At 39.7% G+C, this 16,123-nt stretch carries 13 protein-coding genes; 9 read left to right on the top strand and 4 right to left on the bottom strand.

Going from position 1 to position 16,123, the window contains the following annotated elements; translation table 11 throughout:
• Positions 1–131 precede the first annotated feature (131 nt).
• Positions 132–701 carry an alkyl hydroperoxide reductase subunit C gene (ahpC, locus tag H5116_RS12665; RefSeq protein ID WP_002960601.1) on the bottom strand — a complete coding sequence of 190 codons (570 nt, stop codon included), beginning with the start codon at positions 699–701 and terminating at the stop codon, positions 132–134.
• 281 nt (positions 702–982) lie between these two features.
• On the opposite strand from ahpC, the gene H5116_RS12660 reads away from it, so the two are divergent.
• The 3 genes from H5116_RS12660 (at position 983) to H5116_RS12650 (ending at position 2,690) form a co-directional block, all read left to right on the top strand.
• On the top strand, positions 983–1,402 hold the full coding sequence (locus H5116_RS12660; RefSeq protein WP_182716295.1) for a DUF3429 domain-containing protein: 420 nt from the start codon (positions 983–985) through the stop codon (positions 1,400–1,402).
• Between the two features lie 67 nt (positions 1,403–1,469).
• Positions 1,470–1,871 (top strand): hypothetical protein, encoded by a 402-nt coding sequence (locus H5116_RS12655; protein ID WP_002960599.1) that lies wholly within the window; start codon positions 1,470–1,472, stop codon positions 1,869–1,871.
• Positions 1,872–1,874: 3 nt separating this feature from the next.
• Positions 1,875–2,690 (top strand): class I SAM-dependent methyltransferase, encoded by an 816-nt coding sequence (locus tag H5116_RS12650; RefSeq protein ID WP_182671071.1) that lies wholly within the window; start codon positions 1,875–1,877, stop codon positions 2,688–2,690.
• A gap of 27 nt (positions 2,691–2,717) precedes the next feature.
• On the opposite strand, the gene H5116_RS12645 is transcribed toward H5116_RS12650, so the two are convergent.
• The gene (locus tag H5116_RS12645; RefSeq protein ID WP_182716294.1) at positions 2,718–4,322 is read right to left on the bottom strand and encodes a GMC family oxidoreductase; all 1,605 of its coding nucleotides are present in this window, start codon (positions 4,320–4,322) and stop codon (positions 2,718–2,720) included.
• A 102-nt stretch (positions 4,323–4,424) separates the two neighbouring features.
• On the opposite strand from H5116_RS12645, the gene H5116_RS12640 reads away from it, so the two are divergent.
• From H5116_RS12640 to H5116_RS12625, 4 genes are all read left to right on the top strand, one after another.
• Positions 4,425–5,435, top strand: a complete 1,011-nt coding sequence (locus H5116_RS12640) for an AraC family transcriptional regulator (protein ID WP_182716293.1) — start codon at positions 4,425–4,427, stop codon at positions 5,433–5,435.
• Between the two features lie 37 nt (positions 5,436–5,472).
• Positions 5,473–6,459: a Gfo/Idh/MocA family protein gene (locus H5116_RS12635; protein ID WP_182716292.1), complete on the top strand. Its 987-nt coding sequence runs from the start codon at positions 5,473–5,475 to the stop codon at positions 6,457–6,459.
• Positions 6,460–6,886: 427 nt separating this feature from the next.
• Positions 6,887–7,630, top strand: coding sequence for a FadR/GntR family transcriptional regulator (locus H5116_RS12630; protein ID WP_002960591.1), 744 nt, complete (start codon positions 6,887–6,889; stop codon positions 7,628–7,630).
• A 232-nt stretch (positions 7,631–7,862) separates the two neighbouring features.
• Positions 7,863–8,726 carry a DMT family transporter gene (locus tag H5116_RS12625; protein ID WP_182681551.1) on the top strand — a complete coding sequence of 288 codons (864 nt, stop codon included), beginning with the start codon at positions 7,863–7,865 and terminating at the stop codon, positions 8,724–8,726.
• Between the two features lie 81 nt (positions 8,727–8,807).
• Here H5116_RS12625 and H5116_RS12620 read toward each other — a convergent pair whose 3' ends face one another.
• Together H5116_RS12620 and H5116_RS12615 are read right to left on the bottom strand one after the other, a co-directional pair.
• Positions 8,808–10,004, bottom strand: a complete 1,197-nt coding sequence (locus tag H5116_RS12620; RefSeq protein WP_182716291.1) for an MFS transporter — start codon at positions 10,002–10,004, stop codon at positions 8,808–8,810.
• A gap of 74 nt (positions 10,005–10,078) precedes the next feature.
• The gene (locus tag H5116_RS12615; RefSeq protein WP_182716290.1) at positions 10,079–11,173 is read right to left on the bottom strand and encodes an NADH:flavin oxidoreductase/NADH oxidase; all 1,095 of its coding nucleotides are present in this window, start codon (positions 11,171–11,173) and stop codon (positions 10,079–10,081) included.
• A 478-nt stretch (positions 11,174–11,651) separates the two neighbouring features.
• Between H5116_RS12615 and H5116_RS12610 the strand changes: the two genes are divergently transcribed.
• The gene (locus H5116_RS12610; protein ID WP_182711693.1) at positions 11,652–14,069 is read left to right on the top strand and encodes a TonB-dependent receptor; all 2,418 of its coding nucleotides are present in this window, start codon (positions 11,652–11,654) and stop codon (positions 14,067–14,069) included.
• A gap of 85 nt (positions 14,070–14,154) precedes the next feature.
• Positions 14,155–15,735: a sulfotransferase gene (locus H5116_RS12605; protein WP_182716289.1), complete on the top strand. Its 1,581-nt coding sequence runs from the start codon at positions 14,155–14,157 to the stop codon at positions 15,733–15,735.
• Positions 15,736–16,123: the final 388 nt, after the last annotated feature.

Genomic DNA, 16,123 nt, shown 5'->3' with positions numbered 1-16,123 from the left:
AAACAGCAAGCCTCCCATGCCAAATAATGCATGTGCTTAAACAAGTATATTGATATAGGAGGCACCAACAAACGAATGTTCGTTGATTTAAGGGCAGTTACCTGCCCTTATAAAAGTGGGTAAACCTATATTTAGATTTTACCAACTAAATCTAGTGAAGGTGCAAGTGTGTCTTCACCTGGCTGCCAAGATGCAGGGCAAACTTCACCATCGTGAGTTGCAATGTATTGTGCAGCTTGTACTTTACGAACTAGTTCTTTAGCGCTTCGGCCAATTCCTAAATCGTGAGTTTCGATTACTTTAATTTCGCCTTCTGGGTTCATTACAAATGTACCGCGAAGTGCTAAACCTTCTTCTTCAATCATTACACCAAAGCTACGTGTAATACGCCCTGTTGGGTCGCCAATCATTGGGTAAGTAATTTTACCGATAGTGTCTGACGTGTCATGCCATGCTTTGTGAGTAAAATGAGTGTCAGTAGATACTGAGTAAACTTCTACGCCCATTTCTTGAAGTTGTGCATAGTAATCTGCAAGGTCACCTAATTCGGTAGGACATACAAATGTAAAGTCTGCTGGGTAAAAGAAGAAGATAGACCATTTACCTAGAACATCTTTTTCAGACAATTCTACAAAGTCACCGTTGTGGTAAGCGGTTGCATTGAATGGTTGTAATTTTGTATTGATTAATGAAGTGCTCATGGTATTTCCTCATCTGTGTTTATGTATTTTAAAAGTAATCAACGCTTTCGTTTTAAACGACCTTCTGCGTTGGCTTGGTTAATACAATAAGGCCAATGGGAAATTAAATAAAATTGATTGTTTAGATTAAAACAATCGGTTTTTTGGATTGAACTATGTAATCATTGTTATCGTATGCATTATGTGAATTGTAAACGCTGGCGAATTATTAAGACCGCTAATCGCAATACTGCTACAATAGCCGCGCTTCAAATAAGTTATTAAATATAAGGCACACCGTAATGGAAAAATTTGTTAACCATATACAGCTAGGTTACCTAGGCTTAATCCCGTTTTTAGGGTGTGTAGGTTGGCCTCTCATGTTTGGCAGTAATAGTCTTAACTTGGAGTTTTTTACTTTTTACAGTATCGCCATTTTAGCATTTATGGCGGGTAACTTATGGCGCGCCGGAGAGCAAACTTATAACAATGCGATAAAAGCTGTTGCGCCTGTAATACCTATACCATTTTTATCATTTTTACCTGTTGAGTGGGCACTCGCTTGGTTAGGTGCTAGTTTTTGGTTAGTACTTTTATTTGAAAAAGCCACGCCGCAATGGCAAACCTATCATAAAGATTATCAAAAAATGCGCTTTGTACTTACCTCTGTTGTGTTTGTGTGTCATATCCTTACTATTGGTATGAGTATTTACCCTAAATAACAGCTGTAAACTTAAATATTGCGTGGTAATAAGGTAATATCCGCGCACTGCTATTTGAGGACACACCATGATTGACCAACTACGCCAACAACTCGACGAACTTGGCGAAAACTACGTAGAAAAAAACGCTGCATTTAAAATCAAAGTGATCCCATTTTTTTGTGCTATTCGCATTAAAAAAGATCATAAAAGCGAAGGTCGTTTAAGCTTTTATTCAAGTCAATTACTCGAAATATTTTTAGTCGTCTTATTTTTGCTATTCGGTTTAACACTGTACGATACAGATGCAGGATTTACTCACGGCCCTATTCATATTGCCTTTGCCATTTTAATTACCTTTAATCTTATTATTAAACAAATCGCTATTGAAGGGTTAAAAACCAGACTTGCGTTTCATCGTTTACTAGCAAAAGACTCACAAACAAATAGCGATATAAATAATACTGCTACAAACATAAACGCTAAATAAAATATGTATTTAAATCCTCAATGGCGAATACTCACCGTAGGCGATGGCGATTTATCGTTTTCGAACGCTATTTACACTCATCTATCGCCAAAAGCTTTGGTTGCATCCACTTACGATGACCAAACTACTATTGAGCAAAAATACCAGCACAATGCACTTAGCAACTTAAAAGCGCATAACGTTGAGGTACTTAATAGTTTTGATGTAACAAACCATGCATGTTGGCAAGCTCTAAGTGAAAACCAGCACAGCTTTGATGTGGTTATTTTTCAGTTTCCGCTTATACCTGCATTTGTTGGCCGAGAAGCGTTTGAAAACAACACGCGCCAAACCAGTATGAACGTATTAAACCGCGCTTTACTGCACCAATTTATTAAATACGCTAACGAATACGCGCTTGATAAAAATGGGCCAATGCTTTGTTACATCACCTCAAAGGATGTAAAACCTTATCGAGAATGGAATATAGAGGGGAGTTTAAATAACGGTTTAACCGCAGATTACTTAGGCCAAATCCCATTTGATATTAGCCATTTTGAAGGTTATAAAATTCGTAATGTTGACCGCGATAAACACGTTAAAGACACAAGCGGCATAACTTACGTTTTCAGCCCAAAAAGTCTCGATAAACATACTAGCGAATTAAGCTCACGCCTTACAAAGCCTGCATACTTAACATCTAACCATTGCCCCCTATGCCGCGTTGGGCCTTATGTGGCAAGCGAGGACGAAGCCAAGCATCTAAACGCTAAAAAGCATCAGCAAATGCTACATCTTGAAAGCGATTGGCAACAATGGCTAAATGAGTTTTATCGCTAATTAATAGCCCTGCTATTGTTAATTCAATTATACGTTTTCGTGTTTAATTAAATCAGCCGCTTTTTCAGCAATCGCAATTACCGGCGCATTTGTGTTGCCGGTAATAATAGTAGGCATAATCGACGCATCAACTACGCGTAAGTTACTTACCCCGTGTACTCGTAAATTAGTATCTACCACTGCCATTGAGTCTTGCCCCATTTTACATGTCCCGACCGGGTGATATTCGGTATCTGCAGTTTGGCGTATAAACTCAATTAGCTGCTCATCATTATTTATATCAAGCGGGTAGAGCATTTTACCGCGTATGTTATCAAAAGCGTTGCTTTGCATAATAGCGAGTGTTTTTTTAAGGCCTGCAAGCATTACAGTTAAATCATCTGGGTGGCTTAAGTAATTAGGGTCAATAAGTGGTGCACTACGCGGGTTGTTATCTGCTAATGTAATCGTGCCTCGGCTTTTAGGGCGCATAATACTGCTGTGTATACTGTAACCATGCCCAGTGTGTAATTTACGACTATGATCGTCCACCAGCCCAATTACAAATTCTAGCTGCACATCGGGCGCTGGCGAGCCTTCAAATAATTTAATAAACGCGTGCGACTCTGCAAAATTACTGGTTAATCGCCCTTCTCGTTTACTAAACCAGTTAACGCATCCTTTTAAAATGCTGGCAATGCCATGCGGGCTTATACCAAATGTGCCTTTACTTGTTTTTGATTTATAAAGTGGCACTACCGTTAAGTGATCTTGTAAATTAGCGCCAACACCTTCAAGTACGTGCTGAACCTTAATGTTATGTGCACTTAACTGCTCTTTTGGGCCAATACCCGAAAGCATTAATATTTGCGGCGAATTAATAGCGCCAGCACTGAGTATTACCTCTTTTTTAGCACGTAAATTAATAGCCTCTTTATTGCGCTCTATTTGCACACCTTGCGCTATCTTATTGGTTACATTTATTTTATTAACGTGGCTATGGGTTAATACCGTTAAATTCGGGCGGTTTAAATACGGTGTTAAATATGCTTTTGCTGCACTACAACGCTCGCCATTGTGCTGAGTTACCTGCGATAAACGCGCGCCGCTTTGCTCTTTGCCATTTATATCGTCGCTTAAATTAACGCTCTGCTCAGCACAGGCATTTAAAAAATATTGGTTTACATTGCTTGGGTTACTTAGCTCTTGTACATGTAGCGGGCCTTTTGTTCCGTGCAGCTCATTATTTATAAACGCTTTATTGTTCTCAGATTTAATAAAGTACGGGAGTAAACTCTTAAAATCCCAGCCTTCATTACCAAGCTGTGCCCAATTATCGTAATCGTATTTGTTACCGCGAATATAAACCATTGCATTGGTAGAGCTTGACCCACCCAATACTTTGCCGCGCGGCACAAAACCACAGCGGTTATTAAGCTCTTTTTGTGGCACCGTATTGTAATGCCAGCTATTTATGCCATAAGGCACACTCGCTGCTATGCCAGCTGGCATTTGCACAAATGCATTTTTATCGCTGCCGCCAGCTTCAATTAAACACACACTGACATTTTTATCCTCAGACAATCGCGATGCCATAACGCAGCCGCCACTGCCTGCGCCAATCACAATGTAATCAAATGTTATATTGTTCATGGTGTACCTTCATAAAAGTTTTAAATGGCCTTAACAGTAATAGTGCATAGAAAAACCCAATAAAACTTGATATTTTTAGACATCACTTATTTGGGGTTAACCATGAGCAGCCTAATCAGAGCCACGTCATTACAAGGTATAGACACGCTAATTAGCGAATTTGGCGGCGATCCGCATGAAATAATGCAAAGCTGTAATATTAATAACGTTGACTTTAAAAATCTCGATAACCAATATTTATCTTATCGAGATTACGCTGAGCTTTTAGAGTACTGTGCTTGTAAGTTCAATTGCTCTAGTTTTGGCCTTAAGCTCGCAAGTAGACAAAATTTTGATATTTTAGGACATATTGCAATAGCTGCCAAAAGTAGTACTAATTTAGGTGATGCACTTAATTGGGTTATTAAATACCTTCACTTACACAGCCCTGCACTTAGCTTAAACTCGCACCCTTTAGAGAATGATAAAAGCTTGTTTTTATCATTCGAAATTAATTTAAAACCATTACCGCACATAAACCAAGTCATTGAGCTAACCATTGGTTTAGCATTAGCTGTTATTAAAAAGCTGAGTAATAACCGCTGTAAACCAATTAATATATTTTTGCCAAAAAAGTTAAGTACTAATACTCGTGCCTATAACACTTACTTTGGTTGTAACGTTATAGAGCATCGCAACAGCGCTGGCATTGTAATCTCAAAAAGTGATTTAACTCTTGAGCTTGATCACCCTAAACTAAATAAAGTACAAGCAGCGCTAAACTTCTTGGCAAAAAACAAAGAACACACACAACCGTTGCCCAACCAAGTTAGTGCGCTAATTAGGCCTATGCTTCCTATTTATCAATGTAGTAACCAAACTATTTCAGCTGCGCTGGGTATGCACCCGCGTACTCTGCATCGAGAACTTATCAAACATAATACGAGTTTTGTAAAACTAAAAGATGCCACTCGCCGCGCTTTAGCTGCACACTATTTAGCGCAAAACCAATTTACAATCTCAACCATATCTGAGCTTTTAGGATATCAGGAACAAGCAACACTAAGTGTTAATGTTAAACGCTGGTTTGGATGTTCTCCTCGAGCATATAGAACTAAAAAAATGTTAAACTAAATACTCTTATTATTTTTATTTAAGCTAAGGAGTGAGCATGAACTTTGTTATTGTTGGCACCAATTTTATTAGCGACACATTGTTAGCCGCTGCAAATACGTTAAACGATTTTAATTTATATGGGGTGTGCTCGCGCGCAGTATCTAGCGGCGAAGCATTTTTAGCCAAACACCCACAAAATGCACAAGCAAAAATTTTCACCTCAATCGAGCAAGTTTGCCAAGATCAAAATGTCGATGCTGTCTACATAGCCGCCCCTAATAGCTTACACAAACAATATGCCGTTATGTGTCTAGAAGCGGGTAAACATGTCCTTGGCGAAAAACCATCAGCTGCCAATTCTAAAGAGCTTGCAAGCATTATAGCTACAGCAAAAAAGCATCAGCGCCTTTACATGGAAGCCATGATGACCTCTCACTTGCCTAACTATGAACAGCTACAACAGGCAATGGTAAAAATTGGCACACCACGTAAATATATTGGCCAGTACAGTCAATACTCATCGCGTTACGATAAGTATAAAAATGGAGAACGCCCAAACACATTTTTACCCGAGTTTGCAAATGGTGCTTTAGTTGATTTAGGGATTTACCCGCTGTATTTATTAATTGCACTTTGGGGGGCACCAAAAAGCGTGAGTGCCAGTGGCGTATTGCTCGATACTGGTGTAGATGGTGCGGGCGATGTATTACTAAACTATGCAGATAAACAAGCCGTTATTAGTTACTCCAAAATATCGCAAGGCGACAACATAACCGAAATACAAGGCGAGCTTGGGCGCATACGTATAGAAGCCGTATCGCAACTTAAAAAAGTGGAATTTATTGCTAATAATGGTGATGTAGAGATTATATCCCAGCCGTTTGATGAGCACTTTATGAAATACGAAGTTGAGCATTTCATGTCATTAGTGAAGCAAAATATCCTTGAGTCACCTGTTAATACGCACATTTTAGCCAGTAACGTAATGAGCGTTCTTGATGAAGCGCGCAAACAGCTTGGGGTTGTGTACCCTAACGACTAATTAAATAAAATATGGGCGTTAACCAACGACAGCTAACGCCCAGAAGAAAGCTTAAATAGCTCTCGTACAACGACACATTTTACAAAACACTTTAAAATAGCGATCCCCATCCATGGGCAATCAAATACTTCTACAACAAACTTAACACTGACAACCCAACTCGGTTTATTACCAATATTTATTACTCAATAACCTTAAATCTAACCTAACACATAAAAACATTACCAATCAAGCTGGCCAATTACATTATTTTAAACTAAATTGGTAATACAAGAATGCAACCGTTGGTGTATAGTGGTTTTTAACCCTAACATCGCGTTAGAATTTTGACATAATAGTGAATTTTAAGGTAACCTCTGATATTAACAGTTGGTTTTGACTTATAGGCCCCAGAGGCCATTATTCCTTAAGGTAATGAAGGTAAAGTATGGGTAATCGTCGCTTATTTTGGCGCATAGTTGATAAAATTGAGTCTTTAATAAATCAAGGCGAATTTTCTGCTGGGAGTCGTTTACCACCTGAACGTGAACTTGCAGAAATGTTTGATGTAAGCCGCCCTACCATTAGAGAAGCTATTATCGCATTAGAAGTACGTGGCCGAGTTGAAGTTAAAACTGGCTCTGGTGTTTACGTAGTAGAACAAAAAAATGCATCTATAAAATCAAAAGAGATCAGTGCATTTGAACTTACTCAAGCTCGCGCATTAATTGAAGGCGAAATTGCCGCTCTAGCTGCTCAAAGCATTACAGAAGAAGAACTAGAGCAACTAAATAAAACATTAATTGCTATGGAAAAAGGCCTGTATGTTGAGCAAGCCGATCGTGAGTTCCACGAAATTATAGCTAGAGCAACGCGTAATAAAGCACTTGAATTTGCAGTGTCTAACTTGTGGGATTTACGTTTAACAAATCCACAAATTGTTGCTGACTATGGCAGTGTGTGTAAAAACAATAACGAGTGCGTTATGGATGAACACACCGCTATTTATACAGCCCTAAAGTCGCATGATGCAAATGCAGCGCGCAGTGCAATGCACAAACATTTTAACCGCTTAATTAATGCTTTATTTGACGCTGTAGAATCGCGTGCACTTGAAGAAATTAAACGCAAAAATGATGAAAAACGAGGCCTCTACTCGCTTGATGGCTTAGTTAATAAAAGTGCCCACTAAGGCCTTTTAATCAACTGATTAAAGTTAGCAAACGCCTGTTTGCTAACTTTACCTCTTACTTTATTTACCTTCCCTATTTAATATACTTTTTATTACGTTATTTTTGGTCGCAAACACTTACCTATAAATTTAAAAAAAGATACTATGCCGCCATTAATATCGGGTGGGTTTAGCTTTTATACTCCCTGCATTACATAACTAATTGATAGAGTTACTCAACTCAAGGATAAAAATGCAAGCATCTTCAAAAAGTTATTTACTGGCTATCGTGTGTGTATTGCTTGCCATGATGACCATTCAAACGGGCGCGTCGTTTGCAAAACAGCTTTTTCCAATTGTTGGCCCTGAGGGTACGACGGCCCTTAGGCTTGGTTTTTCTGCCTTTATACTTTGCTTAGTGTTTAAACCTTGGAAACACTTACCCACTACGGGTAATCGTATTCCTATAATTGTGTATGGTTTAAGTTTAGGCGGCATGAACATTTTGTTTTATTACGCTATTGAACGCATTCCACTAGGCATTGGTGTAGCACTTGAATTTACAGGCCCGCTTGCTGTTGCCTTATTTTCATCACGCCGCAAACGTGATTTATTTTGGGTTGCCTGTGCTATTGCTGGTATTTTGCTTCTGCTTCCTGATATGAGCGGGCAAGATAGCCTTGATCCATTAGGTGTAGCGCTTGCGCTTGGTGCCGGTGCATGTTGGGCAGGTTATATATTATTTGGTAAAAAAACCGGCACACAAAGCTCTGGTGGAGCCACTGTCGCATTGGGCATGACTGTTGCCGCTATAGTGCTAGTGCCTTACGGTGGCATTATGCAAAGCCCCGCGTTTACATGGGAAATTATCCCACTGGGTATTGGTATTGCTATTTTATCAAGCGCACTGCCTTACACACTTGAAATGGTTGCACTGCGTAACATGCCTTCACAAGGGTTTAGCGTAATGATGAGTTTAGAGCCTGCAATAGCTTCGCTCGCAGGGTTTATTATACTGGGTGAATTGCTTACTTTATGGCAGTGGCTCGCTATTTTGCTTGTAATTATTGCATCTGTTGGTAGCTCGTTTTCAAACGCAAAAAAACAGGCTACTTAGTTAACTACCAAACTAACCTAAACAACACAATAAAATCACCATACAACATGGTGACTTTATTGTGTTGTATCCGGTAATTTTTTAACTCACAGCCTTACTTTGCTTTTTAGTTGTAACCAAATAACCAATCAACGAAATAAGCGGCATACCCGTAGCCACCAGTGCAATACCAGTCCAACCACCCACTTCATATAATGGGCTGGCAATAAGCGAGCCTACTGCGCCACCTACAAATATGCTAGTCATATAAATAGCGTTTAAACGCGCACGGCTTTGTGGTTCTAGTGCGTACACTGCACGTTGACCCAATACCATATTGGCCTGCACAGAAAAATCAATAAACACACCGGTTAATGCCAATACTATAATGCCGTAAGGTAACTCAAATAAGCTTGGTAAAAAGCACAGTGCTGCAATGAGTTTGGCCAGTAACGATAACTGATGCGTATAGCCCTTATCAGCCAAACGCCCAACAATAGGAGCTGCTACAGCACCTGCGGCGCCCACTAGTGCAAACAATGCTATTTCTGATTGGGATAAACCATACTCACGGGCAAGCACAACCGGTACGCTCGTCCAAAATAAGCTGAACGATGCAAACATTAACGCTTGAAAAAGTGAACGTTGGCGCAGCACTGGCTGGCTTATCATTAATTGTTTCAGCGATTTTAATAACTTAAAATACGTTGTTTTATGGGTTGGTTGCCTACTTGGAATAGCAAAATAAATTACACCAGCAATAAACACCATACACCCTGCTGCAAAGTAAAATACAGCGCGCCAACCAAAGTGATCGGCTATTAAGCTCGATATAGGTCTTGCTAGCAAAATACCTAACAACAAACCCGCCATAATATTACCAAGAACTTGTCCGCGTTTTTCGTCAGACGATAAATGCGCAGCAAGTGGAATAAGCACCTGAACAGAAACCGAACTTATACCTATCATCAAACACAAAATAAGCATTACATTAGGTGAATTAGCAAGTGCCGTACCCACTAAACTCAAAAACGACACACCAAGAGTGACCAACATAAGCTTTTTATTTTCAACTAAATCAGCTAGTGGTACTAAAAAAAACAACCCCAAAGCGTAGCCTATTTGTGTAAGCGATACGATAAGGCTAGCACTGTGCGCACTTAATCCAACTTCTGGGGCAAGTAACTCAATAATAGGTTGAGCGTAATAAATATTGGCAACAATAAGACCGCAACACAAAGCAATAATAGTAACGAGTGTATTGCTAAGAGGTTGCGCTGAAACGCCTGTTTGGGTCATGTGTGTCTCTACTTTATAAAAATAATAAAACCCAACCCGCAAACGCGGGTTGGGTTTCTACAAAAAACTAAACTTTATTTTATTGGTGATGGCTGCCCATGTGGGCTTGAGCGTAAATACTGTTTAGGTGCAGTTACTGTAGCGCCAAGCTCTGCAGCTGCATGCCACGGCCAGTGCGGGTTATATAAAATGCCACGCGCTAGTGCTACGCCATCGGCTTGCTGCTCACTAATAATATCTTCGGCTTGTTGCGCCTGTGTAATTAAACCCACCGCTATAACAGGCATTTTAACCGCTTCTTTTATGGCTGTTGCAAACGGTACCTGGAAATTAGGTTTAACTGGTATTTGTTGCTCTGGGCTTAGGCCCGCCGTACTTACATGAATAAAATCACAACCTAGTTCATCAAGCGCTTTACTAAGCACTATCGATTGATCTAAATCCCAGCCACCTTCAACCCAATCGGTTGCCGAAATACGCACACCCACTGCTTTATTACTGGGGAATACCGCTCTTACCGCTTTAAACACATCAAGTAATAAGCGCATTCTGTTTTCTAGGCTGCCACCGTAGTTGTCATCTCGCTTGTTTGAAAGTGGCGACAAAAATTGATGTAACAGGTAACCGTGCGCACCATGAAGCTCGATTAAATCAAGGCCGAGTTCATCAGCGCGTTTAGCTGCACTTACAAAATCTTTAATTAGTGAATCTATGTCAGATTGGCTCATTGCTTTTGGCACTGGGCTGTTAGCGTCGTACGCAATTGCCGAAGGTGCGAGCGTTTGCCAGCCATTTACATCATCAGGTGCAATGGCATCGCCACCGTCCCATGGTTTTTCAGTTGATGCTTTGCGTCCAGCATGCGCTAACTGAATACCAATAGGCATAGGGCTGTATTGCCTTACTGCTTTTAGGCTTTTGCCTAGTGCTTGTTGGGTTTCGTTATTCCAAAGCCCCAAATCGCCGTAGCTAATACGCCCTTCAGGGTTTACTGCTGTTGCTTCTAAAATAAGTAACCCAGCACCGCTTAAACTCAATTGGCCTAAATGAATAGTATGCCAATCGCTAGCAGCGCCATTGTTTGCTGAATACTGGCACATGGGTGCAATAATAATACGGTTATCTAACGTTACTTGCCCAAGTGATAAAGGCGAAAATAGTTGGCTCATTGTTAATCCTTAAAAACACGCACAAAAAAGTGCGGACAAAATAAAAAAGAGAATACGAAGCGGCAATCAAACACGCTCACTCAATAACTTAAACTGTCACTAATAATGGCGACTTAACATCCTTAATGGGGATCAAAATACACTTTAATAGTGCTAATAAAAGTATAAGTAATGACATTATGAAATATTAATTTTAATGTAATAATTTGTTTAACGAGCACGTCATAACACCTGCTTTAAAACATGAATGACTATTTACCTTTAAACAAGGGTGTAATTTTTAACCTAACTGTACCTAATTCCACTAAGCTATTGCTTGTATTGCCTATTAACCAAATAAAAACCCCGAAAACAAGCTATATTTATTCTATAAAAGTGAATTAAAATTCAATTTAAATATTCCCAGCTACTTCACTCCCTGATAAACTGCTTAACTTAATTTACTAATGTAAAACATTTGAACTGGGGATCACTTTTTATGTTTAAACCAAGCTTGTTAACCTTGGCTATTTCGAGCGCTGTTTCTAGCGTATTTTTATTGCCTAATGCCGCACTTGCTCAAGAAGAAGTTGCAGCTAAAAACAAATCACTCGAAGTAATTGAAGTTACAGCAACAAGGCGCAGCGGCTCGGTGCAAAATGCACCGCTAAATATTACAGCCCTTGATGCTGATATAATGAAAGATCAAAATATCAGTGAGCTTGCGGATGTAGCGCGCTGGGTACCTGGTTTAACAATTACCGATCAAGGTGGGCGCTCAGGCTCGCCTATTATTGTTCGTGGTTTAAATACAAACTCGTCTGGTCCATCATCAGATGGCGGCACAGTATCTACTTACATTAACGAAATTCCTGTTTCGGTAGATATGCGCCTAGTAGATATTGAGCGTGTTGAAGTATTAATTGGGCCACAAGGCACCCTTTATGGTGCAGGCACATTAGGCGGTGCAATTCGCTACATGCTTAAACAGCCTGAGCTTGATTTTACATCTCTTGAAGTTTACGGCGACCTGTTTCAAACAAAAGAAAGTGACTCTTTAGGTGGCGAAGGCGGTTTTATATTTAACCTTCCTATTATTGAAGATAAATTAGCAGTACGCGCCAGCTTAAACGTATATGAAGACCCCGGTTTTATCGATTACGGTTATGTAGTGCGTGAATCTGGCGTATCACTGCCAGATCCAGATTGGAGCGATAGCTCAGCAGTTAATAACAACCTTAAAAATGTAAAAGACGCCAACGGCGAAACCACCACTACAGGTCGTATTTCTGTTCGCTTTAAACCAAATGAATCGTTTGAAGGTACGCTTAACTACTTTTATCAAAACCAAGACAGTGAAGGCCGCTCGATTGTTCATTACAATAGCCTTAATGCAAACAACGGTTTAAGCGACGTAATAGGTAAATACGAATCGGCTTATCGCTTTGAAGAGCCGCGCGAGAAAAAAGATCAATTACTAAGCCTTGAACTAAAAGCCGATTTAGGTTTTGCAGAGCTAGTATCGGCAACCGGTATTTCGAGCTTTGATGCCGACGGTCAACGCGATCAAACAGACTTACTTATTCGTCTTGATTACGGCTATGAAGAATTCCCTTCGTTTTCAACGTTTACCCGTGAAATAGACGAAGAAGATACCTTCACTCAAGAAATTCGCTTAGTGTCGCAAGGCGACAGCGACTTTAACTGGATTGTGGGTGGCTTTTACAACAAAACAGAAACCGAAGCGTCAAGCCGAGAGTTTACCCCTGGGTTTGACCAATTCGCTATTGATAACTTTGGTGGCGAGCAGCTAAGACCTGACTCATTAGAATACTTAGAGCTTACAAAAAGTAAAGTCACTGAGTCTGCACTATTTGGTGAAGTTGGTTATCAAGTAACCGACAAATTAGATATTACCATTGGTGCCCGTTTTTACGAATACGATGTAGAGTCGCAAGCAGCTTTTGACTTCCCGCTAGCCAATACATTGTATGGTGGAGTAGATCCTGACAAAATCACCGTTGCATACGAAAAAGATGACGCTGGCGATAACGGTAACTTATTTAAATTTAATGCTAAATATCAATTTACTGATTCAGTAATGGGTTATGTAACAGTAAGTGAAGGCTTTAGAATTGGTGGTTCAAACGGTTTAGTGTCTTGTCCTGATCCAATTGTTGAGGATCAACAAACAGGTTGTGGTAAACCTGACGAATTATTATATGAAGCCGACACCACAACAAACTACGAGCTAGGCTTTAAAAGTACATGGTTTAGAAGCCAGCTACACTTTAACGCCGCGTTATTTAACGTAGATTGGGATGATGCGCAAATCACTGGCGCTACAGATATAGGTCAATTAACGTACCTTTCAAACGCAGGCAGCGCTAATGCAAAAGGGGTAGAAATTTCGACCCGTGCCATTTTATCTGACTCGTTTTCAGTTTACGCAACTTATGCCTACACAAAAGCAGAGCTAACATCAGACGCACCATTTTTGTTTAATGCCGATGGTACCGATGGCGCAGAAGACGGCGACCGTTTACCAGGCTCACCTGAAAATCAATTTTCGATGGGTGTAAACTATCAAACAGACGTGTTTAACGACAAAACGCTTGATATTAACTACGGTTTAACTGCGCAAAGCGACGTGCTTTCAAGAGTAGGGCTTCGTGATAACGGCGAAACACTACCAGGTTACAGCTTAAGTAATATATCAGCTAAATTAACAGCTGATGCATGGTCAACTACCCTATATGTTGATAACCTATTCAACAAATACGCGGTTACATCCGTTCGTCGTTCAGATGCCGATATAACATCAGCAAATGGTGCCGACATACAACGTAACTACGGCCATTACATTAATCGCCCGCTTACGGTAGGTGTTAAATTTAACTACAAATTTGAAATATAATTTATAGTAATTTTTAAACAATGTTTTAAGGCTCAAATTTATTTGAGCCTTTTTATTTTCTTTCACAAAATAATTACCAAAAACCATGCAGCCAAATTTAAAGCAACTTCATCAAAGCGCAATACACTCCCTAAACCAAGGTAAAATAGAGCAAGCACACAAAGCCCTAGTGGAGTTAGTTACACTCAAACCAGACTTTGCTGATGGGTATTTTTTGCTGGCAATGGTTAATTTAACTGTTGGGCAAATACACAAAGCAATAAAGCTCATCGAAAAAGCCCTCACCCTTGGCAAAAGTATTGAATATACCGCGCAACTTGCTAAATGTTACGCACTTACTGGCGAATTACAAAAAGCAAAAAACACCGCACTATCGGTGCCATTAAAGCAAATAACTAAAGCACTTGATGCCGACACACTCGGCGTTGCACTTACTCAAGCAGGTATTCACGAGCAAGCACTTAACTACTTTGAGCGCGCTATTACACTGTCTACAGCAGCTAACAAAGCTCAACCTCAGTTTTATTATAACTACGGTGTAAGTGCTAAGTTTTTAGGGCTATTTGATAAAGCCCAACACGCTTTTGAAAATGCCATAGCGCTTAACCAGCTGCACCATCAAAGTCATTTTGCATTAAGTGATTTAACTAAAGTAAGTACACAAAACAATCATATTGAACGCTTAAAAAACGTGTTTGAGCAAGTAACACACCCCGATGCAAAACTGCATATTGGCCATGCTTTAGCTAAAGAGTATCAAGATATTGGTGAGTTTTCAGACGCTTTTACCGCGTTAGAGCAAGGTAAAGTAGCAAAACGTGCTGTACAGCCGTTTGATCATAAAAGCTCAACTGAGTTATTTGAACATATTAAACTCTTAAGTGAACAGCACACACAAGCGCGAGTACAAGGTAACCCAACGGCAGAGCCTATTTTTGTATTAGGCATGCCCCGCTCTGGCACCACATTGGTTGAGCGTATTTTATCGAGCCACAGCGACGTGCAATCAGCCGGTGAATTACAAGACTTTGGCCTAAGTGTTAAAAAGCTAAGCCAAACGCAAACACCGCATGTACTCGACACTCAAACACTCAGTAAAGCCTACGAGCTTGATTTTAATCAGCTTGGGTCAACCTATTTAAACGCAACACGCGTAATAACAGGCAGCCATAAGCACTTTATTGATAAGCTCCCGTTTAACTTTTTTTATATCGACTTAATAACCAAAGCACTACCAAACGCTAAGATTATTTGCATGCTGCGCAACCCTATGGACACGTGTATTGGTAACTATCGCCAGTTATTTACCATTAATAACCCCTACTACGCGTACTCGCTCGATTTACTCGACACTGCAAAATTTTACAGCCGTTTTTACAAGCTAATGCAGCACTTCAGCATGCAACACAACAATATAAAATTAGTAAAATACGAAGAGTTAGTCGCACAGCCCGAGCAACAAATAAAAGAGTTAGTCAGCTTTTGTAACTTAGAGTGGCAAGAACAATGTATAGATTTTCACTTAAATACCGCTCCGGTTTCTACCGCAAGCAAGGTGCAAGTACGCCAACCACTCAACAATAAAGCAATTGGCCGTTGGAAAGCATTTAAGCCCCATACTAATGAGGCTGAGACCTACTTAAAACAACAAGATATTATAGGATGAAATATCACTTCTATTTTATATAAATTCGCTTAATTAATTTATAGTCAGGTAATTACTTTTTAAAATAAATATAAGCACTGTGACGATCAAACTTACACAGTTGCCAATGCTTACTGACAAATATTGATAGAAAAGGAATAATATAAATGGAATAAAATTCAGCTAATGTTCCCTTGAAGGGGCCACATAGTGAGTGGTATAGTTACTAAAGGATAAAAATTAAAGGATTAAAATGTTAATATTTAAAGAACTAAACTTAGTAAATATAACAAGTGACTATGGTGTCAATTCCTAATTTCAAACCATTTTAGGATCCCACATGACACCATCCCTCACCATAGAATTTATGATTACTATAAGCTTTCTTATACAGGCAATAATAGCAACT

Origin of the sequence: Pseudoalteromonas sp. SG45-2, from assembly GCF_014164115.1 — a bacterium.
Classification (GTDB): domain Bacteria; phylum Pseudomonadota; class Gammaproteobacteria; order Enterobacterales; family Alteromonadaceae; genus Pseudoalteromonas; species Pseudoalteromonas distincta.
Note: the sequence above shows the minus strand (reverse complement) of the source record. Positions and strands in the feature narration are given on the sequence as shown.